23 protein-coding genes and 2 tRNA genes are annotated in these 25,573 nt (G+C 68.5%); 20 read left to right on the forward strand and 5 right to left on the reverse strand.

The genetic code is table 11. From position 1 onward, the window contains the following. Positions 1 to 80 precede the first annotated feature (80 nt). From hrpA to ASC76_RS17530, 18 genes are all read left to right on the forward strand, one after another. Positions 81 to 3,965, forward strand: a complete 3,885-nt coding sequence (gene hrpA, locus ASC76_RS17445) for an ATP-dependent RNA helicase HrpA (protein ID WP_056469176.1) — start codon at positions 81 to 83, stop codon at positions 3,963 to 3,965. Positions 3,966 to 4,079: 114 nt separating this feature from the next. After that, positions 4,080 to 4,334: a GlsB/YeaQ/YmgE family stress response membrane protein gene (locus tag ASC76_RS17450; RefSeq protein WP_056469179.1), complete on the forward strand. Its 255-nt coding sequence runs from the start codon at positions 4,080 to 4,082 to the stop codon at positions 4,332 to 4,334. 15 nt (positions 4,335 to 4,349) lie between these two features. Further along, a complete protein-coding gene (locus ASC76_RS17455) occupies positions 4,350 to 4,877 on the forward strand; it encodes a hypothetical protein (RefSeq protein ID WP_056469183.1) in 528 nt (175 codons plus the stop codon). A 16-nt stretch (positions 4,878 to 4,893) separates the two neighbouring features. Then, positions 4,894 to 4,970 (forward strand) — tRNA-Pro (locus ASC76_RS17460). Positions 4,971 to 5,002: 32 nt separating this feature from the next. Then, positions 5,003 to 5,079: transfer RNA gene (locus ASC76_RS17465), tRNA-Arg, on the forward strand. A 268-nt stretch (positions 5,080 to 5,347) separates the two neighbouring features. After that, positions 5,348 to 5,695, forward strand: a complete 348-nt coding sequence (locus ASC76_RS17470; RefSeq protein WP_056469186.1) for a helix-turn-helix transcriptional regulator — start codon at positions 5,348 to 5,350, stop codon at positions 5,693 to 5,695. 64 nt (positions 5,696 to 5,759) lie between these two features. After that, positions 5,760 to 7,082, forward strand: a complete 1,323-nt coding sequence (gene soxC / locus ASC76_RS17475) for a sulfite dehydrogenase (RefSeq protein WP_235580499.1) — start codon at positions 5,760 to 5,762, stop codon at positions 7,080 to 7,082. A gap of 20 nt (positions 7,083 to 7,102) precedes the next feature. Continuing rightward, positions 7,103 to 8,227, forward strand: coding sequence for a c-type cytochrome (locus ASC76_RS17480; RefSeq protein WP_056469192.1), 1,125 nt, complete (start codon positions 7,103 to 7,105; stop codon positions 8,225 to 8,227). 64 nt (positions 8,228 to 8,291) lie between these two features. Continuing rightward, on the forward strand, positions 8,292 to 8,747 hold the full coding sequence (gene soxY / locus ASC76_RS17485) for a thiosulfate oxidation carrier protein SoxY (protein WP_056469195.1): 456 nt from the start codon (positions 8,292 to 8,294) through the stop codon (positions 8,745 to 8,747). A 43-nt stretch (positions 8,748 to 8,790) separates the two neighbouring features. Next, entirely contained in the window at positions 8,791 to 9,102 is a 312-nt protein-coding gene (gene soxZ / locus ASC76_RS17490) for a thiosulfate oxidation carrier complex protein SoxZ (RefSeq protein ID WP_056469199.1), read from the forward strand. A 64-nt stretch (positions 9,103 to 9,166) separates the two neighbouring features. Beyond that, on the forward strand, positions 9,167 to 9,958 hold the full coding sequence (gene soxA, locus ASC76_RS17495; protein WP_056469202.1) for a sulfur oxidation c-type cytochrome SoxA: 792 nt from the start codon (positions 9,167 to 9,169) through the stop codon (positions 9,956 to 9,958). A gap of 12 nt (positions 9,959 to 9,970) precedes the next feature. Beyond that, positions 9,971 to 10,615 (forward strand): sulfur oxidation c-type cytochrome SoxX, encoded by a 645-nt coding sequence (gene soxX, locus ASC76_RS17500; protein WP_056469205.1) that lies wholly within the window; start codon positions 9,971 to 9,973, stop codon positions 10,613 to 10,615. Between the two features lie 33 nt (positions 10,616 to 10,648). Next, positions 10,649 to 12,376 (forward strand): thiosulfohydrolase SoxB, encoded by a 1,728-nt coding sequence (soxB, locus tag ASC76_RS17505; protein ID WP_056469207.1) that lies wholly within the window; start codon positions 10,649 to 10,651, stop codon positions 12,374 to 12,376. A 28-nt stretch (positions 12,377 to 12,404) separates the two neighbouring features. Beyond that, the gene (locus ASC76_RS17510; RefSeq protein ID WP_056469209.1) at positions 12,405 to 13,004 is read left to right on the forward strand and encodes a rhodanese-like domain-containing protein; all 600 of its coding nucleotides are present in this window, start codon (positions 12,405 to 12,407) and stop codon (positions 13,002 to 13,004) included. Between the two features lie 10 nt (positions 13,005 to 13,014). After that, positions 13,015 to 14,058 (forward strand): MBL fold metallo-hydrolase, encoded by a 1,044-nt coding sequence (locus ASC76_RS17515; RefSeq protein WP_235580500.1) that lies wholly within the window; start codon positions 13,015 to 13,017, stop codon positions 14,056 to 14,058. Then, positions 14,055 to 14,480, forward strand: a complete 426-nt coding sequence (locus tag ASC76_RS17520) for a DsrE family protein (protein WP_056469214.1) — start codon at positions 14,055 to 14,057, stop codon at positions 14,478 to 14,480. Before ASC76_RS17515 ends, ASC76_RS17520 begins: the two co-directional genes overlap by 4 nt. Positions 14,481 to 14,551: 71 nt before the next feature. Next, entirely contained in the window at positions 14,552 to 15,736 is a 1,185-nt protein-coding gene (locus ASC76_RS17525) for an acetyl-CoA C-acyltransferase family protein (RefSeq protein WP_056469218.1), read from the forward strand. Between the two features lie 50 nt (positions 15,737 to 15,786). After that, complete coding sequence (locus ASC76_RS17530; protein WP_371262144.1) at positions 15,787 to 16,596, forward strand: DUF72 domain-containing protein; 810 nt, start codon at positions 15,787 to 15,789, stop codon at positions 16,594 to 16,596. Between the two features lie 34 nt (positions 16,597 to 16,630). Here the strand turns inward: ASC76_RS17530 and ASC76_RS17535 are convergent, their stop codons facing one another. Further along, positions 16,631 to 17,851 (reverse strand): GGDEF domain-containing protein, encoded by a 1,221-nt coding sequence (locus ASC76_RS17535; protein WP_082549240.1) that lies wholly within the window; start codon positions 17,849 to 17,851, stop codon positions 16,631 to 16,633. Positions 17,852 to 18,087: 236 nt separating this feature from the next. On the opposite strand from ASC76_RS17535, the gene ASC76_RS17540 reads away from it, so the two are divergent. Continuing rightward, a complete protein-coding gene (locus ASC76_RS17540; protein ID WP_056469226.1) occupies positions 18,088 to 21,285 on the forward strand; it encodes an adenylate/guanylate cyclase domain-containing protein in 3,198 nt (1,065 codons plus the stop codon). Positions 21,286 to 21,308: 23 nt separating this feature from the next. Next, positions 21,309 to 21,962 carry a redoxin domain-containing protein gene (locus ASC76_RS17545; RefSeq protein ID WP_056469229.1) on the forward strand — a complete coding sequence of 218 codons (654 nt, stop codon included), beginning with the start codon at positions 21,309 to 21,311 and terminating at the stop codon, positions 21,960 to 21,962. 23 nt (positions 21,963 to 21,985) lie between these two features. Here the strand turns inward: ASC76_RS17545 and ASC76_RS17550 are convergent, their stop codons facing one another. From ASC76_RS17550 to ASC76_RS17565, 4 genes are all read right to left on the reverse strand, one after another. Continuing rightward, entirely contained in the window at positions 21,986 to 22,429 is a 444-nt protein-coding gene (locus tag ASC76_RS17550) for a MarR family winged helix-turn-helix transcriptional regulator (RefSeq protein WP_056469232.1), read from the reverse strand. A 10-nt stretch (positions 22,430 to 22,439) separates the two neighbouring features. Then, entirely contained in the window at positions 22,440 to 22,619 is a 180-nt protein-coding gene (locus tag ASC76_RS17555; protein ID WP_056469235.1) for a hypothetical protein, read from the reverse strand. Then, a complete protein-coding gene (locus tag ASC76_RS17560) occupies positions 22,616 to 24,244 on the reverse strand; it encodes an FAD-dependent oxidoreductase (RefSeq protein ID WP_056469238.1) in 1,629 nt (542 codons plus the stop codon). Before ASC76_RS17560 ends, ASC76_RS17555 begins: the two co-directional genes overlap by 4 nt. A gap of 276 nt (positions 24,245 to 24,520) precedes the next feature. Beyond that, a complete protein-coding gene (locus ASC76_RS17565) occupies positions 24,521 to 25,549 on the reverse strand; it encodes a sulfate ABC transporter substrate-binding protein (RefSeq protein ID WP_082549241.1) in 1,029 nt (342 codons plus the stop codon). Positions 25,550 to 25,573 lie beyond the last annotated feature (24 nt).

Genomic DNA, 25,573 nt, shown 5'->3' on the forward strand with positions numbered 1-25,573 from the left:
AGCGGCGCCGCCAGCGCACGCGGCGGCGAGGCGGGGAAGGCGGTCCGCGCCCACGCCGCATCTCCGATAATCCGGCCTGCATGTCGAATCACCAGGCCCACCCCGCGCCCGCTGTCGCTGCCGGGCCGCGCCCGGCCAATGCGCTGCCGCCCATCACCTATCCGGAGTCGCTGCCCGTCTCGGCGCGGCGCGACGAGATCGCGCGCGCGCTGGCGGCGCACCAGGTCGTCATCGTCTGCGGCGAGACCGGTTCGGGCAAGACCACCCAGCTGCCGAAGATCGCGCTCGAACTCGGCCGCGGCAAGGCGAATACCGGCAAGCTGATCGGCCACACCCAGCCGCGGCGGATCGCGGCGTCGAGCGTGGCCAAGCGCATCGCCGAGGAGTTGAAGACGCCGCTGGGCGAGATCGTCGGCTTCAAGGTGCGCTTCCAGGACCGGCTGCAGCCCGGCGCCAGCGTCAAGCTCATGACCGACGGCATCCTGCTCGCCGAGACGCAGACCGACCCTTTGCTGCGCGCCTACGACACGATCATCATCGACGAGGCGCACGAACGCAGCCTGAACATCGACTTCCTGCTCGGTCACCTGCGGCAGATCCTGCCGCGCCGGCCCGACCTGAAGATCGTGGTGACCTCGGCGACGATCGATGCCGACCGGTTCGCGAATCACTTCGCGTCGAAGGACGGGCCGGCGCCGGTCATCCAGGTCTCGGGCCGCCTGTTCCCGGTCGAGCAACGCTGGCGGCCTTTCGAGGAAAGCCGCGAGTACGACCTGAACGACGCGATTTGCGACGCCGTCGACGAACTCTGGCGAGGGACTGGGAGCGGGTCCTCCGGCCCCGCTGGCAGCGGCGACGTGCTGGTGTTCCTGCCCGGCGAGCGCGAGATCCGCGAGGCCGCCGACCACCTGCGCAAGCACCACCCGCCGGGTGTGGAGGTCGTGCCCTTGTTCGCGCGCCTGAGCCAACAGGAGCAGGACCAGATCTTCGAGCCGCACAGCGCGCGCCGCATCGTGCTCGCGACCAACGTCGCGGAGACCTCGCTGACGGTGCCGGGCATCCAGTTCGTGATCGACGCCGGCACCGCGCGGGTCAAGCGCTACAGCTACCGCAACAAGGTCGAGCAGCTGCTGGTCGAGCCCATCAGCCAGGCCGCCGCCAATCAGCGGGCAGGGCGATGCGGCCGGGTCAGCGACGGCATCTGCATCCGCCTCTACGACGAAAAGGAATTCGCCGGCCGTCCTAAGTTCAGCGACCCCGAGATCCTGCGCTCGTCGCTGGCCGGGGTGATTCTGCGGATGAAGTCGCTCAACCTCGGCACGGTCGAGGACTTCCCGTTCCTCGAGCCGCCGCCGAGGCGCGCGATCGCCGACGGTTATCAACTGCTCGCCGAGCTCGGTGCGGTCGACGATTTCAACGAGCTGACGCCGATCGGCCGCGAGCTCGCGCGCCTGCCGCTCGACCCGCGCGTCGGCCGCATGATCCTGGAGGCGCGCACCCGCGATGCGCTGACCGAGGTGCTGATCATCGCCGCCGCATTCAGCGTGCAGGAGGTGCGCGACCGGCCGCTCGAGCACCAGCAGGCGGCCGATGCGGCGCACAAGAAGTTCGACGACGAGCGTTCGGAGTTCATCGGTGACCTCAAGCTGTGGAAGTGGCTCGAGGACGCGAAGGGCGGGCAGGGGGAGCACAAGGTGTCGCAACGCAAGCAGGAGCAGCTGCTGCGCGACAACTTCATCTCGCCGCGCCGGGTGCGCGAATGGCGTGACATCCACTCGCAGCTGCACACGGTGGTGGCCGAGCACAAGTGGCGGCTGAACGGCGCGCCGGCCACCTATGAGCAGATCCACCTGTCGATGCTCGCCGGCCTGCTCGGCAACATCGGCTGCAAGAGCGAGGACGAGGACTGGTACCTCGGCGCGCGCGGCATCCGCTTCTACAAGCACCCGGGCGCGAACCTGTCTAAGAAGCCGGGCCGCTGGATCGTCGCGGCCGAGCTGGTCGAGACGACGCGGCTGTTCGGCCGCAGCATCGCGGCGATCGAGCCGCAGTGGCTGGAGCGCATCGGCGCCCACGTGATCAAGAAGCAGCTGCTCGAGCCTCACTGGGAGAAGAAGGCGGCCGAGGTGATCGCGCTGGAGCGCGCGACGCTGTACGGCATCGTGATCTACAGCAACCGGCGCATCAACTTCGGCAATGTCGATCCGGTCGCCGCGCGCGAGATCTTCATCCGCGAGGCGCTGGTGGCCGGCGAATGGGAGACGAAGCTGCCGTTCGTCGCCGCCAACCGCAAGCTGATCGCGCAGGTCGAGGAGCTGGAGCACAAGTCGCGTCGTCAGGACGTGCTGGTCGACGACGAATTGATCCACGCGTTCTACGACGCGCAGCTGCCGGCGGACGTCTGCAGCGGCCATTCGATGGAGCGTTGGTACCGCGAGGAGGTCAAGCGCCAGCCGCGGCTGCTGCTGTTGACGCGCGAGGAACTGATGCGCCACGAGGCCGCCGGCATCACGACCAGCGCGTTCCCGAAGACGATCCGCCTCGGCGGCGTCGATTGCAGCGCCACCTACCTGCACGCGCCGGGCGACCCGAAGGACGGCGTGACCGTCGCGGTGCCGATCTACTCGCTGAACCAGGTCAACGACGAGCGCTGCGAGTGGCTGGTGCCCGGCATGCTGAAGGACAAGGTGCTCGCGCTGGTCAAGACGCTGCACCAGCGGCCGCGCTCGCGGCTGGTGCCGCTGCCCGACTACGCGCAGGCGTTCGTCGAGGCGGTCGAGTTCGGCACCGGCAGCCTGCTCGACGTGCTGTTGAAGCACGTGCGCGACAGGACGCAGCTCGACATCAAGCGCGCCGATTTCAAGCTGGAGCAGGTGCCGCCTCACCTGTTGATGAACTTCCGCATCAACGACGAGCACGGCCGCCAGCTCGGCACCGGGCGCAACTTGGCGGCGTTGAAGGCGGAGCTCGGCGGGCAGGCGCGCTCGGCGTTCCAGGCGCTTGCCGCGCTGAAGCTGGACGCGCCGGCCGCGCCACCGGCACCGGCACCACAGGGCAGAAATGTCGCGGCGATCATCAAGCCGGCGCGTGCCGAGGCGCCGAGCGTGGCGGCAGAGAAATACACCGCCTGGACCTTCGGCGAGCTCCCCGAGCTGATGGAGATCCGCAAGGCCGGCCAGTCGCTGATCGGCTTTCCGGCGCTGATCGACAAGGCCACGCATGTCGAGATCGAGGTGTTCGACGAGCCCGATGTGGCCGCGCGCAAGCACCGCGCCGGGCTGCGCCGGCTGATCGCGCTGCAGATCAGGGACGCGCTGAAGTACCTCGAAAGGAACATCCCCGACCTGCAGAAGATGAGCGTCGCGTACCTGCTCGTCAGCCAGGGCAGCGCCGACGAACTGCGCGACCAGATCATCGATGTCGCGCTCGACCGCGCCTTCCTCGCCGACGCGCTGCCGACCGACGCCGCGGCGTTCGCGCGCACGATCGAGAACGGGCGCGGCCGCCTGACGCTGATCGCGAACGAGGTCGCGCGCAGTGCCGGCACGGTCCTGCTCGAACACACCGCGGCACTGCGCAAGCTGAAAGACGCGCGCGCGCCCAAGGACGTCACCGACGACATCACCGCGCAACTCGGCCGGCTCGTCCCGAAGCGCTTCGTCGCCGACACACCGTGGGCGCAGCTGGCGCACCTGCCGCGCTACCTGAAGGCGATCGTGATGCGCCTGGACAAGCAGCGCGCCGACCCCGCCCGCGATGCGCAGCGCCTGGCCGAGTTGCGGCCGATCGAATCGCGCTACTGGCGCCATCTGGCGGAGCGCAAGGGCGTGGCCGATGCTCGTCTCGACGAATTCCGCTGGCTGCTCGAGGAACTGCGCGTCAGCCTGTTCGCGCAGGAGCTGCGCACGCCGCAGCCGGTCAGCGTCAAGCGGCTCGAGAAGGCGTGGACGCAGCTGGCTTCCTGAGGAAGGACGCTGTCATCTCCGGCACGCACCTTGCGCTACATTGGGGCCGCGGTGCCGCGGGTCGGGCGCAAGGGGCGTCCGAGGCGGTACGTAATTTCTCTGAAGGAGCGGTGCATGAGTTACGTGTGGATGGCAATCATCGGGTTCGTCGTCGGGCTGATCGCACGGGCCATCCTGCCCGGCACGCAGAGCCTGGGCATCATCCTGACGGCGGTGCTGGGCATCGCCGGCTCGTTCCTCGCGGGTTTCGCCGGCAAGGCGATGGGCTGGTACACCGATGGCCAGCCGGCCGGCTTCATCGCCTCGATCGTCGGCGCGATCGTGCTGCTGTTCATCGTCAGCAAGCTCAAGGGGCCGACCTCGAGCTGAGGCCGGAGCAACCCGATGTCCCGCCCCGACCGCACCGTGCCCGCCGACTGGGTCGTCGTGCCCGACTCACCGGCCGAGATCGACGCCGTCGTGAAGCAGTGCCGACGCCTGGTCACCAAGCGCGCGGCCGTCGCGGCGGGTGTCTCGATGGTGCCGATCCCGGGCGTGGACTGGGTGACCGACGTCGCCGTGCTGATGAAGCTGATCCCCGACATCAACCGCGCCTTCGGCCTGACGCCCGAGCAGATCGAGCGCCTCGCCCCGGACCGCCGGGTCGTCGTCTACAAGGCGATCTCGGCCGGCAGCGGCATGCTGGTGGGCCGGCTCGTCACGCGCGAACTGATCATGAAATTGCTGAAACTCGTCGGCGTGCGCCTGACGACCCAGCAAGCCGCCAAGTACGTACCGATCGCCGGCCAGGCCGTGTCCGCCGCGCTGACGTTCTCGTCGCTGAAGTTCGTCGCCGAGCAGCACATCCAGCAATGCGTGGCGGTATCGAGACAGCTGATGCTGCCCGCGCCCTCGGCGGCAGCGGCGCACTGAGTACAATCCGTGAGTTCGGGGCGTAGCGCAGCCTGGTAGCGCAACTGGTTTGGGACCAGTAGGTCGCGAGTTCGAATCCCGCCGCCCCGACCATCTTTTCTCCGGCTCTCAGCAGCCCCCTCCACCAGCCCGTAGCTCAACTGGATAGAGCACCGACCTTCTAAGTCGGATGTCGGGGGTTCGAGTCCCTCCGGGCTGGCCACTCACCGCGTCGACGAGCCTCCACAGGGGCCGGCGCGCCTTCACCGCGACCGGCGCTCAGCGCTCATGCAAGCGCTCTTGAAGCCGCCTGTATGCGCTGATCCAGATACGCGCCGAAGAAGTCGCGTGAAAGACTGGATCGCCTGTGCGAGTTGCTCAAACTCTGCAGCCGCGATGTCCCTCTCCTCGCAAAGTGAGTGAAAACACCTATGCGTACATGCGCCGGTGCGCATACGATCACGCATCGCTGAAGGTTGGGGGCCAATGTCATGGACGAGATGAGTGAGGTGTTCGAGTCGGTGGCCCGCTACTTCTCGATATTGGCTGAGCCGGCTCGGCTGCGCATCCTGCACTCCATCTGTCAGCAGGAGCGGTCGGTGGGCCAGATCGTCGAAGAGACCGGGATGACTCAGACGAACGTGTCCAGGCACCTGAACATGATGTACCAGGCTGGCGCGTTGAAGCGTCGTCGGGACGGCGCGATGGCCTTTTACGCGGTCTCGGACGCCACGCTGACGGAGATCTGCCGAACAGTCTGCGTCAGGGTGTCGGGCGAGCTGGACGGCAACAAGGTGCTCAAGCGAAGTTTCAAAGAGCTGATCGAAGAGTTGCGCTGAGCAGCGCATCGGTTCGGGTCTCAGACCCCTGCGGAGACAGTACATGTCGAGTCACGAGACGAAGATGTCGGGACGCATCCTGAAGGCGCCCGAAGGGCAGTTGTCGCCGGCACTGCTGGAGGAGGCGCGCAAGGCTCGGCGCAGCTTCATGGGCAAGGCCCTCGCCATGGGCGCCGGTGCTGTCGGCGCGAAATCGGCGCTCGCGGCCCCGGCTGTCGGCGACGGCGATCCAGCCATCCTGCAACTTCCGCCGCACTCGACGGGGCTGGGTCAGCCGGTCGCTGCGACCGGCTATGGCAATCCGTCGAAGTGGGAGAAGAACATCCAGCGTCGACAGAGCCCGGGGTTGACGCAGGTGCCCCAGGCATCGGTGTCGTTCTGCCCGTTGCAGTCGCTTTTCGGCATCATCACGCCGAGCGGACTTCACTTCGAGCGGCACCATCAGGGGTGGTGGGACATCGATCCCTCGCAGCATCGTCTGATGCTCAATGGGCTGGTACGCGAACCGCGCGTGTTCACGATGGACGACTTGATGCGGCTGCCCTCGGTGTCGCGGATCCACTTCATCGAATGCGGGGCCAACAGTGCGATGGAGTGGGGCAACTCGGCGGTCCCGAGCGTGCAATACACCCACGGCATGATCTCCTGCTCCGAGTTCACGGGCGTCAAGCTGTCGACCTTGCTCGAGATCTGCGGTGCGGACACGAAGGTGGGCCGGTATCTGCTGGCCGAGGGAGCCGACGGATCGTCGATGACGCGCACCATCCCGATGGCGAACGCGCTCGATGACGCGATCGTCGCGTGGGGCATGAACGGCGAAATGCTTCGACCCGAGAACGGTTACCCGTTGCGCCTTGTCGTCCCCGGTGTTCAAGGCGTCAGCTGGGTCAAGTACCTGCGGCGCATCGAGGTCGGCGATCAACCGTTCTTCACGAAAGACGAAGAGATCCACTATGTCGACCTGATGCCGAACGGCATGTACCGACAGTTCACGTCGGTGCAGGAGTGCAAGTCGGTCATCACGACACCATCGGGATCGCAGACCTTGCTCGACAAGGGCTTCTACAACATCACCGGTCTGGCATGGTCGGGTCGCGGCAAGGTCAAGCGGGTCGACGTGAGCGTCGATGGCGGTCGCAACTGGCGGACGGCGCGGCTGGAAGGGCCGATCCTGTCGAAGGCGCTGACGCGCTTCAACATCGACTGGGAGTGGGATGGATCGCCGGCGATCCTGCAGTCCCGCGCCGTGGACGACACCGGCTATGTGCAGCCGAAGATCAATCAGCTGCGCGCGGTCCGAGGCACGAGGTCGATCTATCACAACAACGCAATCCAATCGTGGCGCGTGGCGGAGACAGGCGATGTCTCCAACGTGCAGATGTACTGAGCCTGGTCGGAGCCAACCGCATGAAGTTCGGATTCCTCGTCGCCCCGCCGGTCCGCACGGCTGTCTTCTTCGCGCTGACCCTTTCTGCTTCGGCGTGGGCCGATCCGGCGGTCAGTTCGGGCATGAACCAGATCGGTCGCACGGCGACGCCGGCCGAAGTGAGGGCATGGGACATCGACGTGCGCGGGGACTTCAAGGGACTCCCCAAGGGCGCCGGAAGCGTCAGCATGGGGGCCGACATCTGGGACGGCAAGTGCGCGTCCTGCCACGGCGCGTTCGGCGAGTCGAACTCGGTGTTCACGCCGATCGTCGGCGGCACCTCCAAGAAGGACATCGAAACCGGGCACACCTACTTTCTTTCGCACCCGGGCTACCCGCATCGCACCACGCTGATGAAGGTCTCGAAGCTCTCTTCGATGTGGGACTACATCCACCGCGCGATGCCGTGGAACGCGCCCAAGTCGCTGACGCCCGACGAGGTCTATGGCGTGCTCGCGTACATCCTGAACCTCGGTGAGATCGTGCCGGCCGACTTCACGCTGTCCGACAAGAACATTGCCGAGGTGCAGAACCGCCTTCCCAATCGCAACGGCAAGGTCTTCTACAAGGACATGTGGGAGGTACGCGGCAAGGGCGATGTCAGCAATCCGCTGTGCATGAAGGACTGTCCGGTGGAAGGCAGGATCGGATCGTCCCTGCCGGACGACGCACGCAACTCGAACGGGAACATCTCCGAGCAGGTCAGGCCGTTCGGTCCGGCTCGCGGTACGGACACGGCCGCGCCCCCTCGTACACAGAAGGTCGGCGTCCTGATCCCTGCGCCAGCGCAGGCGGTCTCGCCCGCAGCCGCGCCGGCCGCTGCGTCAACGCCGCCGGGGGCGGGCGGAACTTCCGCGGGGCTTGGCCTCGCACAGGCGAACTCGTGCACGGCCTGCCATGGCGTGGCGAACAAGATCGTCGGTCCTGCCTTCGAGGCTGTGGCAAAGAAGTATGCGGGGCGGGCCGACATCGTGGACTACCTGACGGGGAAGATTCGCAAAGGTGGACAGGGCGTGTGGGGCCCGATCCCCATGCCCGAGCAGGCGCAACTGAACGAGGCGGATGCGAAGGCGCTCGCACAGTGGATCGCCGGCGCCGCCAAGTAGCTCGCGAAGCTCCCGAATGTATTTCCCTTGCACATCAACTTTCGAACGCCAGGAGAGGCTTGACATGAAGACGACCACGAGACGAGACATCCTGAAGCAAGGCGGCTTGCTCGCCATGCTGGTGAGTTGCGGCATGCTGACGACGCAACAAGCACTGGCAGCAGACGCTCCGGGTTTCGATGCCAAGACCCTGGAAGACGCCCTCAAGGCCCTGGGCGGCAAAGCCGTGGACAGCAAGGACATCGTGATCACCTCGCCGGACATTGCAGAGAACGGCGCGGTGGTGCCGGTCGCCGTGACCAGCAACATCCCCAAAACGCAGGAGATCTACATCCTGGTCGAGAAGAATCCGAATCCGCTGACCGCGACCTTCACCATTCCGGATGGCACGGAGCCTTTCATGTCGGTGCGGACCAAGATGGGCCAGAGCTCGAACGTCTACGCCGTCGTCAAGGCTGACGGCAAGCTCTACTCGGCCTTTCGCGAGACCAAGGTCACGCTCGGCGGCTGCGGCGGCTGACCCACTCGCTCCCATATCAACACCATTCACCAGGAGACAGACCATGGGTGACCCGATGCGCATTCGCGCTCAAGTGAAAGACGGCCTGACCGACGTTCGTGTATTGATGTCGCATCCGATGGAAACCGGTCTGCGCAAGGACAGCGCCGGCAAGATCATCCCGGCGCACTACATCAACGACGTCAAGGCCTCGAGCGGCGGCAAGACGGTGATGACGGCCAAGTGGGGCCAGGCGATCTCGCAGAACCCGTACCTTCAATTCCGCTTCAAGGGCGCCAAGGCGGGCGACAAGGTGTCGGTGACCTGGACGGACAACACCGGCGACACCCGGACCGACGAAGTCGCGATCGCCTGATCGAGACGCGATTGCGCAGCTTGTCCTTACAACAAGGCGTTCGCATCGCCGCAGGAGACTCAGAATGAAAGTATTGTTCGCCGCAGCCACCGCGCTGCTCGTCGTCTCTCACGCGTCCGCGCAGACTGCGAGCGACGGCATTGCGCAGTACCGCGCCCTGCTGGCCGACGGAAACCCGGCCGAACTTTGGGAAGCCAAGGGCGAGGAGCTTTGGAAGAAGGCGCGGGGTCCCAAGAATGCCTCGTTGCAGCAGTGCGACCTCGGCCTCGGCCCCGGCGTTGTCAAAGGGACCTTCGTGACCCTTCCGCGCTACTTCAAGGACACGGGTCGGGTCCAGGACCTGGAGTCGAGGCTGCTGACCTGCATGCAGGACCTTCAGGGTCTTGACGCCGCGGCGATCGCCAGGACACCGTTCGGAAAGGGTGAGCAAGCCAACATCGAGAGTCTGGTGGCGTGGATTTCCTCGGAGTCCGCCGGCCTGAAGTTCGCTGTGCCGCAATCGCACGTCGAAGAACGGAACATGTATGAAGCGGGCAAGCGCATCTTCTTCTTTCGTGCCGGTCCTTATGACTTCGCCTGTGCCTCGTGCCATGGCCAGCAGGACAAGCGGATCCGCTTGCAGGATCTGCCCGACCTGACGACCGCCAAGGGCGCTGGAGCCGGTTTCGGCGCGTGGCCGGCGTACCGCGTGTCGAGCGGTGAGTTGTGGGGCATGCAACGGCGCCTGAACGATTGCTTCAGGCAGCAACGCTTTCCTTACCCGGGCTACGGTTCCGACGCCACCGTGGCCCTCGGCGTCTACATGGGTGTGACTGCCCAGGGCGCTGCATCGATCGCACCTGCGTTGAAGCGCTGAGAGGAGACATCCATGACGATCAAGTACAGGGTAGTGACGGCGTTCGCCGCCGCAGCGGTGGTGATCGCGGCGGGCTGTGCGTCCACGCCTGCGCCGGTCGACTACGACCAGCTCGCATTGAGCATGATCAAGTCCTCGTTCAGGGATCAGGGGCAGGCGAAGCTCGATCGCCTCGACCAGGACGCGGTGCAGAAGGCGTGCTCGGGGCCGACGCCTCCAGCGCCCGAGGTGGCGCGCAAGCTCGAAGCCGAGGCGCTCGCCGGCGTCAAGCCACCGGCGGCAGGCCGCTATCTGGGCGACTGGAAGGAAGGCGAGAAGCTTGCCCAGAACGGGCGCGGCATGACGTGGTCCGATCCGGCCGGTTCGGCCAACGGTGGCAACTGCTACAACTGCCATCAGATGGCGAAGGCAGAGATCTCCTATGGCACGCTGGGCCCGAGTCTCTACCACTACGGCAAGCTTCGCGGCGTGAAGGACCCGGCGGACCCGGTGTCGGCACCCATCGTCCAGTACACCTGGGGCAAGCTCTACAACGCCAAGGCCTACAACGCGTGCTCGGGAATGCCGCGTTTCGGGCACGAGAAGCTGCTGAGCGAGAAGCAGATGCAGGACGTGATGGCCTTGCTGCTCGACCCGAAGTCGCCCGTCAACCAATAGGAGTCGGCGCAGCGCTGCGCCACGGAAAATCAGATGAATATCGGTCGACGCGACTTCATGCAAATCCTCGCGCTGGCTTCGGCGGCCGGCATGACCCTCGAACATCGAGCGGTGCTTGCTGCCGATGCCGGCGCGTCGGAGCGGCTTTACGAACTGCCGGCCTACGGCAACGTGAGCTTCATGCACTTCACCGACTGCCATGCGCAGCTGATGCCGATCTATTTCCGCGAACCCAGCGTGAACCTGGGCGTGGCGGGTGCCGTCGGAAAGGCACCGCACCTCGTTGGTGAGTCTCTGCTCAAGGAATTCGGGATTGCACCGGGCTCGGCGAAGGCGCATGCCTTCACGTACCTGGACTTCGAGAGGGCCGCGCAGACCTTCGGCAAGGTGGGCGGCTTCGCGCACCTGGCCACGCTGGTCAAGAAGGTGCGCGCCACCCGGCCGCACGCGCTGCTGCTCGATGGCGGTGACACCTGGCAGGGCTCGGCCACGGCCCTGTGGACGAACGGTCAGGACATGGTCGACGCCTGCAAGTTGCTCGGCGTCGACATGATGAGCTCGCATTGGGAGTTCACGCTGGGGGCGAAGCGCGTTCAGGAAATCGTCGAGAAGGATTTCAAGGGCCGCATCGCGTTCCTGGCGCAGAACATCAAGACTGCAGACTTCGGCGATGCCGTGTTCGAGCCCTACGCGATGCGGCAGATGAACGGCGTTCAGGTGGCCGTCATCGGGCAGGCGTTTCCCTACACCCCGATTGCCAACCCGCGCTACCTGGTACCCGACTGGTCGTTCGGCATCCAGGACGAGAACATGCAGAAGGTCGTCGACGAAGTTCGCGCCAAGGGCGCCAAGGTCGTCGTCGTGCTCTCGCACAACGGCATGGATGTGGACCTGAAGATGGCCTCTCGGGTCAGCGGCATCGACGCGATCCTGGGCGGACACACGCATGACGGCGTGCCCGCGCCTGTCGTCGTCAAGAACCGCAGCGGTCAGACGCTGGTGACGAACGCCGGATCGAACGGCAAGTTCCTCGGCGTGCTCGACCTCGACGTGCGCGACGGGCGCGTCCAAGACTTCCGCTACAAGCTGATGCCGGTGTTCTCGAACCTCTTGCCGGCGGACAAGGAAATGCAGGCGCACATCGACAAGGTCCGCGCGCCGTATGCAGACAAGTTGGGCGAGACGCTGGCCGTCAGCGAGGGCCTGCTGTACCGACGCGGGAACTTCAACGGGACCTGGGATCAGCTGATCGTCGATGCGTTGATGGACGTGAAGGGCGCTGACATCGCGTTCTCGCCCGGCTTCCGCTGGGGCACCTCGTTGCTGCCGGGCCAGAAGATCACGCGCGAACTCATGATGGATCAGCTCGCGATCACCTACCCGTACACGACGCTGACCGACATGACCGGCGAGACGATCAAGACGATTCTCGAGGACGTGGCCGACAACCTCTTCAATCCGGACCCGTACTACCAGCAAGGCGGCGACATGGTTCGCATCGGTGGTCTGCAATACACCTGCACGCCCGGCGAGAAGGCGGGGTCGCGCATCTCCGACATGCGGCTCAAGGGCAAGCCGATCGACGCAGGCAAGACCTACAAGGTGGCCGGCTGGGCTCCGGTCGCCGAAGGCGCCAAGGGCGAGCCGATCTGGGACGTCGTGGAGAAATACCTGCGCGACCAGAAAGTCATCAAGGCGCCGGTGCTCAATCAGCCCAGGCTGGTCGGCGTCGACGGCAACCCCGGAATCGCGCGCGCCTGAGTCGCTTGCCGAGCAACCCGAGACCCCCATGAACACGACCCGTCTGCGCCCCTGGATCGGCCTGTCCTTCGCCGTTCTTCTCGCGATGCTTCCGCCTCGTGCCCTCGCGGTCGATGCGGCGCAACTGCCCGAGGAGAAGCGCACGAAGCTCAACCTCTACGTCACGGCGCCCGAAGCTGCGGCCCTCAAGGCGAAGCTGGGTCCGAAGGCGCTGTTCGTGGATATCCGCACCAAGGCGGAAGTGATGTTCACGGGCGCGCCGACGATCGCCGACGCCAACGTTCCCTACGTCGACCTGCCGGATATCGGACTGGCGTTCGACGACAAGCGCGGTGCGTACAGGCTGGAGCCGAACAGCGACTTCGGGGCGGAACTGGCGCGGCGCGTGGCCGAGAAGGGCCTGGGCAAGGACGACGTGATCATCCTGATGTGCAGGTCGGGTGATCGCTCCTCCCGGGCCATCAATCAGCAGCTCGCCGACTCTGGCTACACCCGCGTGTATTCGGTGGTCGACGGGTTCGAGGGCGACCTGTCGAGCGACGGCAGGCGGACCGTCAACGGCTGGAAGAACGCCGGTCTGCCATGGACCTACAAGATGGATCGCAGCAAGGTCTACCTCCCGAAGTAGGGCGGCTGTGATGCACCTGTTCGCATGGCGCTCGTCACTGATGGCGGTCGTGGCGGTCGCCGTCGGGAGCCTTGCGAGACCCGACCTTGCAGCCGCCGCGGCAAGCGAGTTCGAGCCGGTCGCCGTGCCGATGCAGGTCACTCAAGTCGCGCCACACAGCTACTACGTGCTCGGTCAGGCGGGGATGGTTTCCAGCGCAAACGAAGGGTTCAACTCCAACGCGGGGTTCGTGGTCACCTCCGAGGGCGTCGTGGTGTTCGACGCGCTGGGCACACCGGCGCTGGGAAAGCGCCTGGCGGATCTCATCGCGAAGACGACAAGTCAACCGGTGCGGCGTGTCGTCATCAGCCACTACCATGCCGATCACTTCTACGGTCTGCAGGCGTTCAAGAAGCCGGGCGTCGATGTCTGGGCGCATGAACTCGTGCGCGACTACCTGGCCACCGACGCGCCTGCCGCGCGCCTGGCGGAGCGCAGGCAATCGCTGTTGCCGTGGGTGAACGACCTCACCCGCATCGTCGTGCCGGACCGGTTCGTCGGCAACGACACCGTCTTCAGGATGGGCGGCCTCACGTTCCGCCTCATGCATGCCGGGCCGGCCCATACGCCGGAAGACCTGATGATGATGGTGGAAGAAGACGGCGTGCTGTTCGTCGGTGATCTGATGTTCACGGGACGGATCCCGTTCGTTGCCGATGCCGACGTGTCCGCCTGGATCCAGGCCATCGACCGGGTGCTCCGGTTCAACCCCCGAATCGTCGTCGGCGGCCACGGACCGGAGTCGACGAACGCCGTCGCCGATCTGGCGCTCACGCGCGACTACCTCGTCTACCTCAGGGACCAGATCGCCGCTGCATTCGACGATGGCCTGGACTTCGATGCAGCCTATGGACGCATCGACTGGTCCCGTTTTTCGGGACTGCCCGCGTTCGATGTGGCGAATCGCCGCAACGCGTACCAGGCCTACCTCAATGTCGAACGCGAGGCGCTGAGTTCGATCAGGCCATCGGCCCAGCCACAGTCCGCCAAGCCATCACTCTCGGAGTCACCATGAAGGCAATTCGCACCCTCTTGTTCGTGCTCGGGCTCTCGCTGTGGGCGGGCGCCTTTGCAGCGGATGGCCCGGTCAAGGTCGTCTACCACCTGTCCGAAGGATTGGCCCAGGCGAGTCGAGCCATGAACAACATCCGGAACCACCTCGACGCCGATCCGACAGCGAAGATCGTGGTTGTCGCCCACGGCCCCGGCATCGAGTTCCTGCTCGAAGGTGCCAAGGACACCAAGGGTCAGTCGTACGCCGGCTCGATCGGTGATCTTGCCAACCGCGGCGTTCAGTTTCGCGTCTGCAACAACACCCTCGTGGCGCGGGGCATTGCCAAGGAAAAGGTGGTTCTCGAGGCGACGGTCGTCCCGTCCGGCGTCGCCGAGGTGGCGCGACTGCAGGCCCGGGAAGGCTACGTCTATCTGCACCCGTGAGAAGAATTCGCCGGTGGCGATCGGGCAGAGCGGCGATACCATCCGAGACTGGACCTGCGAGGAGATGAAGCATGAGCAAACGTGATGTGGTGGTGCTGGGCGCGGCGCGTTCGGCGATCGGGACGTTCGGTGGCGCCCTGGCCGATATCGAGCCGGCCGAATTGGCGGGCAGCGTGATGAAGGAGGCCGTCGGCCGCTCGGGCGTCGACCCCAAGGCGATCAACTACGTCACGGTCGGCAACACCATCCCGACCGAAGGCCGCTTCGCCTATGTGGCGCGGGTCGCCGCGATCCAGGCCGGGCTGCCGATGGATTCGGTGGCAATGTCGGTGAACCGCTTGTGCTCGTCGGGCCTGCAGGCGATCGTGACGACGGCGCAGAACATCCTGCTCGGCGATTGCGACTACGGCGTCGGCGGCGGCGTCGAGGTGATGAGCCGCGGCGGCTACCTCTCGCCTGCGATGCGCACCGGCGCGCGCATGGGCGACACCAAGATGCTCGACATGATGGTGGCGACGCTGACCGACCCGTTCGGCGTCGGGCACATGGGCATCACCGCCGAGAACCTGGTGACCAAGTGGGGCATCACGCGCGAGGAGCAGGACACGCTCGCCGCCGACTCGCACCGCAAGGCGGCTGCGGCGATCGCGGAAGGTCGATTCAAGTCGCAGATCGTGCCGATCGTGAAGCAGACGCGCAAGGGCGAGGTCGTGTTCGACACCGACGAGCACGTCAAGGCGGGCACGACCGTGGAGTCGCTCGGCAAGCTCAAGCCGGCATTCAAGAAGGACGGCTCGGTCACCGCCGGCAACGCCTCCGGGATCAACGACGGCGCGGCGTTCTTCGTGCTTGCCGATGCCGCCGTGGCGGCTGCCGCCGGCCACAAGCCGATGGCGCGGCTGGTGTCGTACGCGGTGGCCGGCGTGCCCAACGAGATCATGGGCGAGGGGCCGATTCCCGCGACCCGGCTCGCGCTGAAGAAGGGCGGCCTCACGCTCGACCAGATGGACGTGATCGAGAGCAACGAGGCCTTCGCGGCCCAGGCGATCGCGGTCGCACGCGGGCTGGAGTTCGACATGAAGAAGGTCAACCCGAACGGCGGCGCGATCGCGCTTGGCCATCCGATCGGTTGCTCCGGCGCCTTCCTCGCCACCAAGGCGGTCTACGAGTTGCACCGCAGCGGCGGCCGCTACGCGCTGGTGACGATGTGCATCGGCGGCGGCCAGGGCATCGCGGCGGTGTTCGAGCGGCTCTGACCACCCGCCGGCAAGGAGCAGCGCTGGATTTCGGCGTCGCTTCCATCGACGTGGCGCGCCGCTCGATCTCTACCGCTCGGACGGCATCCACCGGTGCCTCGACATCGAAGCGCGGGTCGCCCCCCGTCCGCATCGGCACGGCGGGCTGGAGCATTCCCCGCGCGTCGGCAGACGCCTTCCCCGGCGATGGCAGCCACCTCGCGCGTTATGCCCGCGTGCTGAACGGCGCGGAGATCAACACTTCGTTCTATCGCAGCCATCGGCCCGAGGTCTACGCGCGCTGGGCGGCGCAGACGCCGGCCGGCTTCCGCTTCGCCGTCAAGCTGCCGCGCACGATCACGCACGACCAGCGGCTGCGCGCCGCGCGGCCCGCGCTGACGCGGTTCATCGACGAAGTGTCCGGACTGGGCGATCGGCTCGGCGTACTGCTGGTTCAGTTGCCGCCGTCGCAGGTGTTCGAGCCCCGGCCGGTGCGCACGTTCTTCGAGCTGATGGCGCGCATGTTCGAGGGCGCCGTCGTCTGCGAGCCGCGGCACGCGACCTGGTTCGAGCCCGCCGCCGATCGCCTGCTGGTCAAGCTCCGCGTCGGCCGGGTGGCGGCCGACCCGGCGCGGTGGCCGGCCGCCGCGGTCCCCGGCGGCTGGCTCGGCCCGGGTGGCGACGGCGCGGGCGCGGTCGTCTACCACCGCTGGCACGGCTCGCCGCGGACCTACTACTCGGCCTACGGCGACGCCTGGCTGCGGGCCCGCGCGGCCGAGCTGCAGCGCTGGTCCGGCGACGCGGACCGCTGGTGCATCTTCGACAACACCGCCTCCGGCGCCGCGGCGTCCGACGCGCTGCGCCTGCGGGCGTGCGTGTGACGGAGGGCCAGGCCGACCTTGCGGCGGGAGCGCCTCAGCCGGACGCCGCGGCGATCGCCGCGTAGTTCCCCGAGCTGCGCGTGATCGTGTCGTGCACGCTCAGGCCGGCCGAATCGAGCGTGCGCGCGCGGCCCTGGTGCTTGGCGGCGTAGAGGTTGTCGTCGGCGCGCTTGAGCATGGCCGCCAGGCTGTCCTCGACGCCCTCGCGGGTGGCGATGCCGGCGCTGTAGTTGAGCTCGAACCCCAGCTCGCCCTTGGCGGCCTCGCCCAGGAACGCGCGCATCCGCGCGTCGAACGCGATCGTGGCCTGCAGGTCGGCGTGGTTCATCAGCACGCAGAACTCCTCGCCGCCATAGCGCCCGACCAGGTCGCCGCTGCGGACGGCGGCGCGCAGGGCCCGGGCGACGAACGTGAGCGCGCGGTCTCCGGCGTCGTGGCCCAGGGCGTCGTTGATGCGCTTGAAGTGGTCGAGGTCGATCATCAGCACGGCCACCGGGTGGCCGTGGCGCTCGCTCAGGGACAGCGCGGTCGTCGCCGACGCGACCCAGGCGCGCCGGTTCAGCACGCCGGTCAGGCCGTCCTCGGTCGCCAGGCGCTGCAGCTCGCGCGCGGCCTCGTCGCGGTGCGCGAGCAGGATCGCCACCAAGGACAGGACCGTTGTCGCGTTCGCCATCAGCGCGAAGGCGAGGTTGATCGGGTGGGGCGCCAGGAAGGTCGGGTAGCTCTCGGTGAAGAACGCGCCGAGCACCCCGCGCCCGGCGGTGACGACCATTTGGCCGATCAGGCTGAACAACAGCAGGTAGCGCCAGCGGCCGACGGTCACGGCGGGTTTGCGCCACAGCGCGATCGCCACGAGCGCCATCTGCAGCGTCAGCAGCCCGTTCGCCCAGCCGACGCGGAACGCGTAGCTCGAGAACCCGACGGCGTAGCCGACCGGCAGGACGATCGCGATCACCGCCGGCGCACGGTCGTGGGCGGGGCGGCCGCACCACAGGTCGAACGCCGTGGCATTGAGCGCCAGGCCGCCGGCCAGCCCGGCCATCGCGAACGACGACGCCGTCAGGTCGGCCAGCGAGCCGGGCGCGAACAGGCCCGAGAGCAGCAGCAGCGCCCAGCCGCAGGCCTGCATCAGGATGCCGGCCTGCGCACGGCGCGCCGCCTGGTTGACCTCGCCCATCACCGCCGGCAGGGCCACGGCCATCGTGATCATGCAGACGGTCATCCCGATCAGGAGCGTGGCGATGTCGATGTGCATGCGGGAACGGCGGGAAGCTGGGGACTGCGACGGGTTTTCGGACGCCGGACGCGGACCTGAACCTCTTCCTGACGGTAGCGCATCCGGGCGGCCGCGGAAGGCTGGAAAAGCGTCACGAATCGTGCATTGCCGCCTCCTTGAGGCCGGTCGCCCGCACGCGCCTCGGCCTCGTCGCCGCGCGACGCTCGGGTGGCGCGCGCGGCTGAACTGGCGCAGCATCCGGGTCGGGAGTCTTCATGTCCACGACCTGCCCCTGTCCCTCCTGTGGCTTCGCGTGCGAGTCGGCCTTCGCGTTCTGCCCGGGCTGCGGCGCCCGTCAGCCGATTCGCGGCGCGGTCACGCCGGTCGATCGCGCCGTCGCGGCGGCGCCGCCGCCGCCGGCCGAACACGAGGCCGACCGTCGTCAGGTGACGGTGCTGTTCGCCGACCTGACCGGCTTCACGTCACTGGCCGAACGGCTCGACCCGGAGACCGTGCGCGCGTTCCAGAACGCGCTGTTCGCAACGATGGCCGAGGTCATCGCGCGTTACGACGGTTTCGTCGAGAAGTTCGTCGGTGACGCCGTGATGGCCGTGTTCGGCGCCCCGCACGCCCACGAGGACGACCCGCTGCGCGCGCTGCTGGCCGCGCGCGAGCTGCTGCGTCGGGTCGAGGCGCTCGGACGCGAATGGAGCCCGCGCCTCGGCCGGGCGGTGACGCTGCACATCGGCGTCCACACCGGCCCGGTCGTCGCCGGCAGTCTCGGCAGCGGCGCCGGGGCGGGCTACGCCGTCACCGGGGACACGGTCAATTGCGCGTCGCGCCTGCTCACCGCCGCCGCGCCGGGGACGGTGCTGGTCTCGGCCGCCACACAGGCGATCGTGCGCGATCGCTGCGTGTTCGAGGCCGCGACCTCGCTGGAGGTGCGCGGCCGGGCGGAGCCCCTGCGCGTGCACCGGTTGATCGACGTGGCCGAAGCGGCCGGCCCGGCGCGCGGCCTCGAAGCGCTCGGCCTGCGCGCGCCGCTGGTCGGTCGGGACGACGCGCTCGAGACCCTGCGGGCGGCGTGCGAGCGTGCGCGGGCGGGGCAGGCGCAGGTGGTGCGGGTGATCGGCGAGGCCGGCGTCGGCAAGACCCGGCTGATCGCCGAGTGGCTGTCGCGGTTGGACGCGGCAGGCACCCTGCGCGAGATCACGCTGCGGCGCATCGCCTGCACCTCGCACGGCGAGCCGACCTACGGCACGTTCGCCGCGCTGTTCCGCGATGCGTACCGTGTCGACGAGTCCGACTCGCTCGAGGTGGCGCAACGCAAGCTCCGCGCCGGGCTCGCGGCGCTGGGCGCCGACGCGCGGGAGAGCGCGACGGTCGCGCAGGTCCTGAACTGGCTGCTCGGCCTCGAGGCCGCGGGGCCGCAGGAGATCGAGCCCGAGCAGTTGCAGCGCCAGATCACGCTGGCGGCGCGCGCGCTGATCGAGCGCCGGCTCGCGCAACAGGCGCTGCTGATCGTGGTCGACGATCTGCAGTGGGCGGATGCGGCCTCGGTCGCGTTGCTGGGGCGGATCGTCGACCAGCTGACCGACCGGCCGCTGATGCTGCTGCTCACGCAGCGCGCCGATGCGCCGGCCTGGCCGGGAACGCGCGTCGCCGCCGCGGTGATCCCCCTGGACGCGCTGGCCGACGCCGCCACCGGCACGCTGGTCGATGCGCTGCTCGGCGCCACGCCCGCGTCGGACGCCACGCTGCTCGCGCTGCGCGACCATGTCGTCGCGCGGGCCGGCGGGAACCCGCTGTTCGTCGAGGAGGTCGTGCGCAACCTGGTCGACGCGGGCGCGCTGCACCGCGAGCAAGGTCACTGGGTGTGCGGGCCGAGCGCGTCGGTCGCGGCGGTGCCTCCGACACTGTACGGTCTGCTGCTGTCGCGCGTCGATCGCCTGGACGCCGGCGAGCGACGCGCGCTGCAGGAGGCCGCGATCCTCGGCGCCGAGTTCGATGTCACGCTGCTGCAGCGGGTGGCGGCGGATCCAGTGGCGACGGCGGCCGCGCTGCCGCGGCTCGCTGCGCACGGGCTGATCCATGCGGCCGATGCGGACGCAACGCGCTGGCGCTTCACGCATGCGCTGCTCCACGAGGTCGTCTACCAGAACCTGCTGCGGACGCGGCGCACCGAGTGGCACGGCCGCGCCGGGGCGGCGCTGGAGGCGTCGGCCCCGGCCGCAGCCGGTGAAGCCCATGGTCCGCGGCGCCTGGCCGAGCTGGAGGCGCTCGGGCACCACTGGAGCCTGTCGAGCGACCCGCTGCGCGGCGCCCGCTACCTGCTCGCGGCCGCCGACTGGGCCCGCGCGGTCTACGCCAACCAGGACGCGCTGCGGCATTGCGAGCGCGCGCTGCGCACGCTGGTCGATGCCGGGCCGGCGCTCGTGCCGGATGCCGCCCGCGCGGCCACCGAACTCGACGCGCGCGAGCGCGTCGCCGACCTGCTGGCCTTGCAGGGCCGTCGCGCCGAGGCGCTCGCGCAGTTCGAGTGCGTGATCCTGGCGGCGCGCGCAAGCGGCGAGGGCACGCGGCACGCCCGCGTGCTGCGCAAGACCGGCGGCCTGCATTGGGACGCCGGCGACCGCGAACGCGCGAGCGCCTGCTTTCGCGACGGCCTGGCCGCGCTCGGTGCACAGGGCGACCCGATCGAGCGGGCACACCTCTTCCAGGAGATGGGCCGCCTGGCGTTCCGTGCCGGCGAGCACGACACCGCGGTCGCTTGGGCGCAGCGCGCGCTGGCCGAGCTGCCGGCCGCAGACGCCACGCGCAGCCGCGAGGCCGGCGAGGTCCACGCCGCGGCGCGCAACACGCTGGGCGTCGCGCTCGCCCGGCTCGGGCGCACCGCCGAGGCGGTGCTGCACATCGAGACCGCCGTGGCCGAGGCGGAAGCGCAGGACATGCTGCACGCCGCCTGCCGCGGCTACACCAACCTCGGCGTGCTGTACGCGACGCTCGATCCGCAGCGCGGCATCGACACCTGCCTGCGCGGGCTGGAGGCGGCGCAGCGGGTCGGCGACCTGGGCTTCGAATCGCGCCTGTACGCGAACCTGGCGGTGGCCTACTGCGCGCTGACCAACCGCTGCGACGCCGAGGGCATCGACGCGGCGCAGGCGGCGATCAACCTGGACCGGCGGCTCGGCCTGGTTGAGCACCTGGCCGTGCCGCTGGTCGTGCTCGGCCAGATCCACCAGTGCCACGGGGACGCCGGCCGCGCCTTCGCCGCCTATCGGGAAGCGCTTGCGCTGGCCGAGCAGATCGACGAACCTCAACTCCTGTTCCCTTGCTACGATGGACTGGCGACGCTGTACCTCGATGCCGGTCGCGCGGCCGAGGCCGAGGCGCTGCTGGCGAAGGCGCAGGCCGTCTGCGAGCGTGCCGGCGTCGAGCCCGACGCGCTGATGGTGCTTCCGTTCCTGTGCTGACCGTGTCGGAAGGAGCTTGCAACATGACCACCGCGATCCGTTCTCCCCTGGCGCCGGGCGAGCCCGCCCCGCATTTCGCCTTGCCGGCCGTGGCCGATGCCGCGACCGTGTCGCTCGACGACTACCGCGGCCGCAGCCCGTTGTTCCTGGCGCTGATGGTCGGCCTGTGGTGTCCTTTCTGCCGGCGTCAGCTGGTGCAGCTCGGCGCGCTCGAGGATCGGCTCAAGGCGCTGGGCGTCGAGACGCTCGCGGTCGTCGCGACCGACCCCGAGCACGCGCGGCTCTACTTCAAGTTCCGTCCGACCCGTTTGCGCCTGGCCTCGGACCCTGCGCTGACGATCCACCGCGCCTTTGGCGTGCCCAAACCGGAGCCCACGCCGGAAATGCTGCAGGCGCTGGAGCAGGTCCGGGTCAACCCGTTCGGCGAGTTTCCGGAACCGCTGCCGCTCGGCGAGGCCGCCAAGGTGCTGACCGAGCGCGACGGTTACGTCTGCACGCCGGCCGACCAGGGGGACATCGAGCGCCAGTGGCCGCAGCTCAAGGCCCTGTTCATGATCGACCGCGACGGCATCGTCCGCTGGGCCGACATCGAGTGCCAGGCCGATGGCCTGGCCGGCATCGGCAAGGTGCCGTCGGAAGCCACGATCCTCGAGGCCGCGCGCGGCGTGGCGCACTAGGCTCGGCGCCTGATCCGCGCCCGTCAGGGCAGCTGGCTCCTCGCCTGCTCGATCAGGCGGTCCAGCGCATCGCCAAAAAGCCGGCGCTCGTCGGCGTTCAGGCAGCCGAAGATCTCGGCGTTGCGCCGTTCGATCAGGGCCATCACGCGCTGCCAGCGTGTGCGGCCGCGCGCGGTCAGCGTCAGCTGCACGCCGCGGCCGTCCTGCACGTCGGCGGTCTTGCGCGCCAGGCCCGCGTCGACCAGCGCCTGCGCGGCGCGGCTGGCCTGGCCCTTGTCGAGGTTGGCGTGCTGCGCCAGGTCACGGATCGACAGCGGTTCGAAGGCGCCGATCGCGGCCAGGCAGCGGCCCTCGCTCATCGACATCCGGGCGTCGGCCAGGTAGGCGGCCTGACTCACCCGGTCGCTGAGCTTGTGCAAGGTGTGCAGGCGGTGGGTCAGCGTGCGCTGCAGCGGTGCGCGGCTCATCGCGGTTCCGTCACGTCGACGCGAGCCGTTCCGCCTGCGCGATCAGGTCGAGCACGCTCTGCACGTCGTCCTCGCGTGCCAGCAGCGCGAGGCTCAGCGTGGCCAGCAGCAGCGCCGATCTGTCCTCGCCGACGCGGCCCAGCGCCTCGCTGAGGGCGGTGTAGCTGCGATCCAGGTCGTCGCCGGTCATGCGGGTTCTCCTTCCGAGGTCAGCGGCGAACGATAAGCGGCGAGCGCGGCGTTCACGGCCGCGGCATCGGCAAGGGGCCAGCGCGCCATCACGTAGCCGTCCGGCCGCACGAGCACAAGGCCGCCTTCGGCGGCGCCGTAGCGCCGCCGCGCGTCGCCCGTGGCGTCGTGCAGTTCGGCGGTCGGGTCGCCGACGGGCGTGCGCGACAGGCGCCACACCGTCAGGCCGGCGAGGCCCTGGCCCGATTCCAGGCCACCGATGAAGTCCGGCATCGGCGTGTCGCTGAACAGCAGCGCCACGAAGCCGTGCCCGAACAACTGCGTCAGGTGCCGCGCGCCGACCAGCGCGTCCGGCGCGGTTTCGCCGGGACCGGGCGAGGGCTGTGGCGTGCGGGACGGGAGGTTCAGCGGTGACCCCGCGTAGCTGATCGGCGTCGACTGGCGCGGGTTGATCAGCGATCGCACCGTCTCGTTCTCGCCCGCCAGCCGCAGCGCGGCCTCGCGCATCAGCGTGAAGCCCGCATGCGGCGGCGCCATGAACTCGGTGCTCTTCGCGCCGTACCGGATGTTCTGACGCGTCGCGTGGACACGCTCGGACGAATAAGAATCGAGCAGCGCCGCATCGGCCTGGCGACCGACGACCAGCGCGAGCTTCCACGCCAGGTTGCCGGCATCGTCCAGCCCCGAATTCAGGCCGCGCACGCCGAAGATCGGCACCAGGTGCGCGGCGTCGCCGGCGAACAGCACGCGGCCGTGCCGATAGCGGTCGAGCGTCAGGCACTTGGCGTTGTAGATCGAGATCCACAGCGGATTCCACGGCGCGGTCTCGCCGATCATCTGCAGATGACTCTGCACGCGCGGCAGCACGTTCTCGGGCTTGACGGCCTCGGCCGCGTCCTCGTCGTCGGCGATCTGGTAGTCGATGCGCCACACGTTGTCGGGCTGGCGGTGCATCAGGATCGTCGAGCCGGGGTTCGACGGCGGATCGAACCACGCCAGCCGCTCGACCGGGCGCGCGGTTGTCTGCTCGATGTCGACGATGACGTAGCGGCCTTCGTACTGCATGCCCTCGAACGCCAGCCCGCTGCGCTCACGCACGGTGCTGCGGCCGCCATCGCACGCGACGAGCCAGTCCGCGCGAACGACATGCTGCTCTCCGTTCGGCGTCGCGATGGTCGCTTCGGCATGGTCGGCGTGCTGCTGCACGTCGACGACCCGGCTGGACCAGCGGATGTCGACCTCGTCAGCCGTCTCCCTCGCGGCCCGCGCGGCGAACTCCTCGACGTAGAACTGCTGGATGTTGACCATCGGCGCGAAGCGCTCGCCGAGCTCGCTCGGCATGCGGAAATGCAGCACCTCGCGATCCCGGAAGAAGCTGCGGCCGCCGGTCCACGACAGCCCTTTCTCGACCAGCGCGCGGTCCGCGCCGACCCAGCCCATGATCTCCTGCGAGCGCCGCGAGATGCAGATCGCGCGACTGCCCTCGCAATACGACGCATCCGCCTCGACCACCAGGCAGGGCACACCGTAGCGGCCCAGCAGCGCGGCCAGCGTCAGTCCGACCGGGCCGCCGCCGGCGATCAGCACGGGGACTCGCGTGGGCCAACGGGGAGGTGGGTGGGACATGGGGCGGTGACAATTTGGTTGCGAACGCAACCTTATGCGCTCGGCCAACCCGGTCACGGGGGTGGAAACCCTCGGCGCCGAAGCCCAGAGGTCACCGACCCGCGCCCAGATTGCGAACGACAGCTCCAGCGCATGCGCGCGGTCGAGTCGCCGATGCCGATCCAGCTTCTGCAGCTCGCGTTCGACGATCTGACGGCCGAGCGGCCACGGCGGGATCGGTCGGGCGGGCTGGCGGCGATCAGCAGCGCATGCATGGCGGTCGGATCGGCGCGGGCGTCACTTCGCGCCCGGCGCGTAGATCTGGTCGAACACGCCGCCGTCGTCGAAGTGCGCCTTCTGCGCGCTGCGCCAGCCGCCGAAGTCGCCGTCGATCGTCAGCAGCTTGATCGGCTTGAACTGCGTCGCGTACTTGGCGGCGATCTTCGCGTCGCGCGGGCGGTAGTAGTTCTTCGCGACGATTTCCTGGCCCTCGGGCGAGTACAGGTACTCGAGGTAGGCGGTCGCGACCTTGCGGGTGCCGCGCTTGTCGACGTTCTTGTCGACGACGCTGACCGGCGGCTCGGCCAGGATCGACAGGCTGGGCGTGACGATCTCGAACTTGTCCGCGCCCAGTTCCTTGACCGACAGGTGGGCCTCGTTCTCCCAGGCGATCAGCACGTCGCCGATGCCGCGCTCGACGAAGGTGGTGGTCGAGCCGCGCGCGCCGGAGTCGAGCACCTTGGTGTTGGCGTAGATGCGCTTGACGAAGTTCTTCGCGCTCTCGGCGTTGCCGCCCGGCTGCTTCAGCGCGTAGCCCCAGGCCGCGAGGTAGTTCCAGCGCGCGCCGCCCGAGGTCTTGGGATTCGGCGTGATCACCTCGACCCCGCTGCGCGCCAGGTCGACCCAGTCGGTGATCTTCTTCGGATTGCCCTTGCGGACCAGGAACACGATTGTCGAGGTGTAGGGCGAGGCGTTGCTCGGCAGGCGCTTCTGCCAGTCGGCGGGGAGCTGGTTGCCGTGGTCGTGGATCGCGTCGATGTCGTAGGCGAGGGCCAGCGTCACGACGTCGGCCTCGAGCCCGTCGATCACCGAGCGCGCCTGCTTGCCCGAGCCGCCGTGGGACTGGCGGATCGTCACGGTCTCGCCGGTCTTGGCTTTCCACTGCTTCGCGAACGACGCATTGAAGGACTGGTACAGCTCGCGGGTCGGGTCGTAGCTGACATTCAGCAGCGTGCTGTCGGCCCGCGAGGGCAGCGCACCGAGCGAGAGGGCGGCGGCCGCGGCGAAGGTCAGCGCGCGGCGCGAGAAGAAGGCGGTCGGGTTCATGGAGCGAGGGCCGGTTGATCGAAG

The organism is Rhizobacter sp. Root404 (genome assembly GCF_001425865.1).
Lineage (GTDB): Bacteria > Pseudomonadota > Gammaproteobacteria > Burkholderiales > Burkholderiaceae_C > LMDS01.

Coding starts and splice junctions, on each gene's coding strand:
- hrpA (WP_056469176.1), top strand. CDS start 81: ATGTCGAATCACCAGGCCCACCCCGCGCCCGCTGTCGCTGCCGGGCCG.
- ASC76_RS17450 (WP_056469179.1), top strand. CDS start 4,080: ATGAGTTACGTGTGGATGGCAATCATCGGGTTCGTCGTCGGGCTGATC.
- ASC76_RS17455 (WP_056469183.1), top strand. CDS start 4,350: ATGTCCCGCCCCGACCGCACCGTGCCCGCCGACTGGGTCGTCGTGCCC.
- ASC76_RS17470 (WP_056469186.1), top strand. CDS start 5,348: ATGGACGAGATGAGTGAGGTGTTCGAGTCGGTGGCCCGCTACTTCTCG.
- soxC (WP_235580499.1), top strand. CDS start 5,760: ATGTCGGGACGCATCCTGAAGGCGCCCGAAGGGCAGTTGTCGCCGGCA.
- ASC76_RS17480 (WP_056469192.1), top strand. CDS start 7,103: ATGAAGTTCGGATTCCTCGTCGCCCCGCCGGTCCGCACGGCTGTCTTC.
- soxY (WP_056469195.1), top strand. CDS start 8,292: ATGAAGACGACCACGAGACGAGACATCCTGAAGCAAGGCGGCTTGCTC.
- soxZ (WP_056469199.1), top strand. CDS start 8,791: ATGGGTGACCCGATGCGCATTCGCGCTCAAGTGAAAGACGGCCTGACC.
- soxA (WP_056469202.1), top strand. CDS start 9,167: ATGAAAGTATTGTTCGCCGCAGCCACCGCGCTGCTCGTCGTCTCTCAC.
- soxX (WP_056469205.1), top strand. CDS start 9,971: ATGACGATCAAGTACAGGGTAGTGACGGCGTTCGCCGCCGCAGCGGTG.
- soxB (WP_056469207.1), top strand. CDS start 10,649: ATGAATATCGGTCGACGCGACTTCATGCAAATCCTCGCGCTGGCTTCG.
- ASC76_RS17510 (WP_056469209.1), top strand. CDS start 12,405: ATGAACACGACCCGTCTGCGCCCCTGGATCGGCCTGTCCTTCGCCGTT.
- ASC76_RS17515 (WP_235580500.1), top strand. CDS start 13,015: ATGCACCTGTTCGCATGGCGCTCGTCACTGATGGCGGTCGTGGCGGTC.
- ASC76_RS17520 (WP_056469214.1), top strand. CDS start 14,055: ATGAAGGCAATTCGCACCCTCTTGTTCGTGCTCGGGCTCTCGCTGTGG.
- ASC76_RS17525 (WP_056469218.1), top strand. CDS start 14,552: ATGAGCAAACGTGATGTGGTGGTGCTGGGCGCGGCGCGTTCGGCGATC.
- ASC76_RS17535 (WP_082549240.1), bottom strand. CDS start 17,851: ATGCACATCGACATCGCCACGCTCCTGATCGGGATGACCGTCTGCATG.
- ASC76_RS17540 (WP_056469226.1), top strand. CDS start 18,088: ATGTCCACGACCTGCCCCTGTCCCTCCTGTGGCTTCGCGTGCGAGTCG.
- ASC76_RS17545 (WP_056469229.1), top strand. CDS start 21,309: ATGACCACCGCGATCCGTTCTCCCCTGGCGCCGGGCGAGCCCGCCCCG.
- ASC76_RS17550 (WP_056469232.1), bottom strand. CDS start 22,429: ATGAGCCGCGCACCGCTGCAGCGCACGCTGACCCACCGCCTGCACACC.
- ASC76_RS17555 (WP_056469235.1), bottom strand. CDS start 22,619: ATGACCGGCGACGACCTGGATCGCAGCTACACCGCCCTCAGCGAGGCG.
- ASC76_RS17560 (WP_056469238.1), bottom strand. CDS start 24,244: ATGTCCCACCCACCTCCCCGTTGGCCCACGCGAGTCCCCGTGCTGATC.
- ASC76_RS17565 (WP_082549241.1), bottom strand. CDS start 25,549: ATGAACCCGACCGCCTTCTTCTCGCGCCGCGCGCTGACCTTCGCCGCG.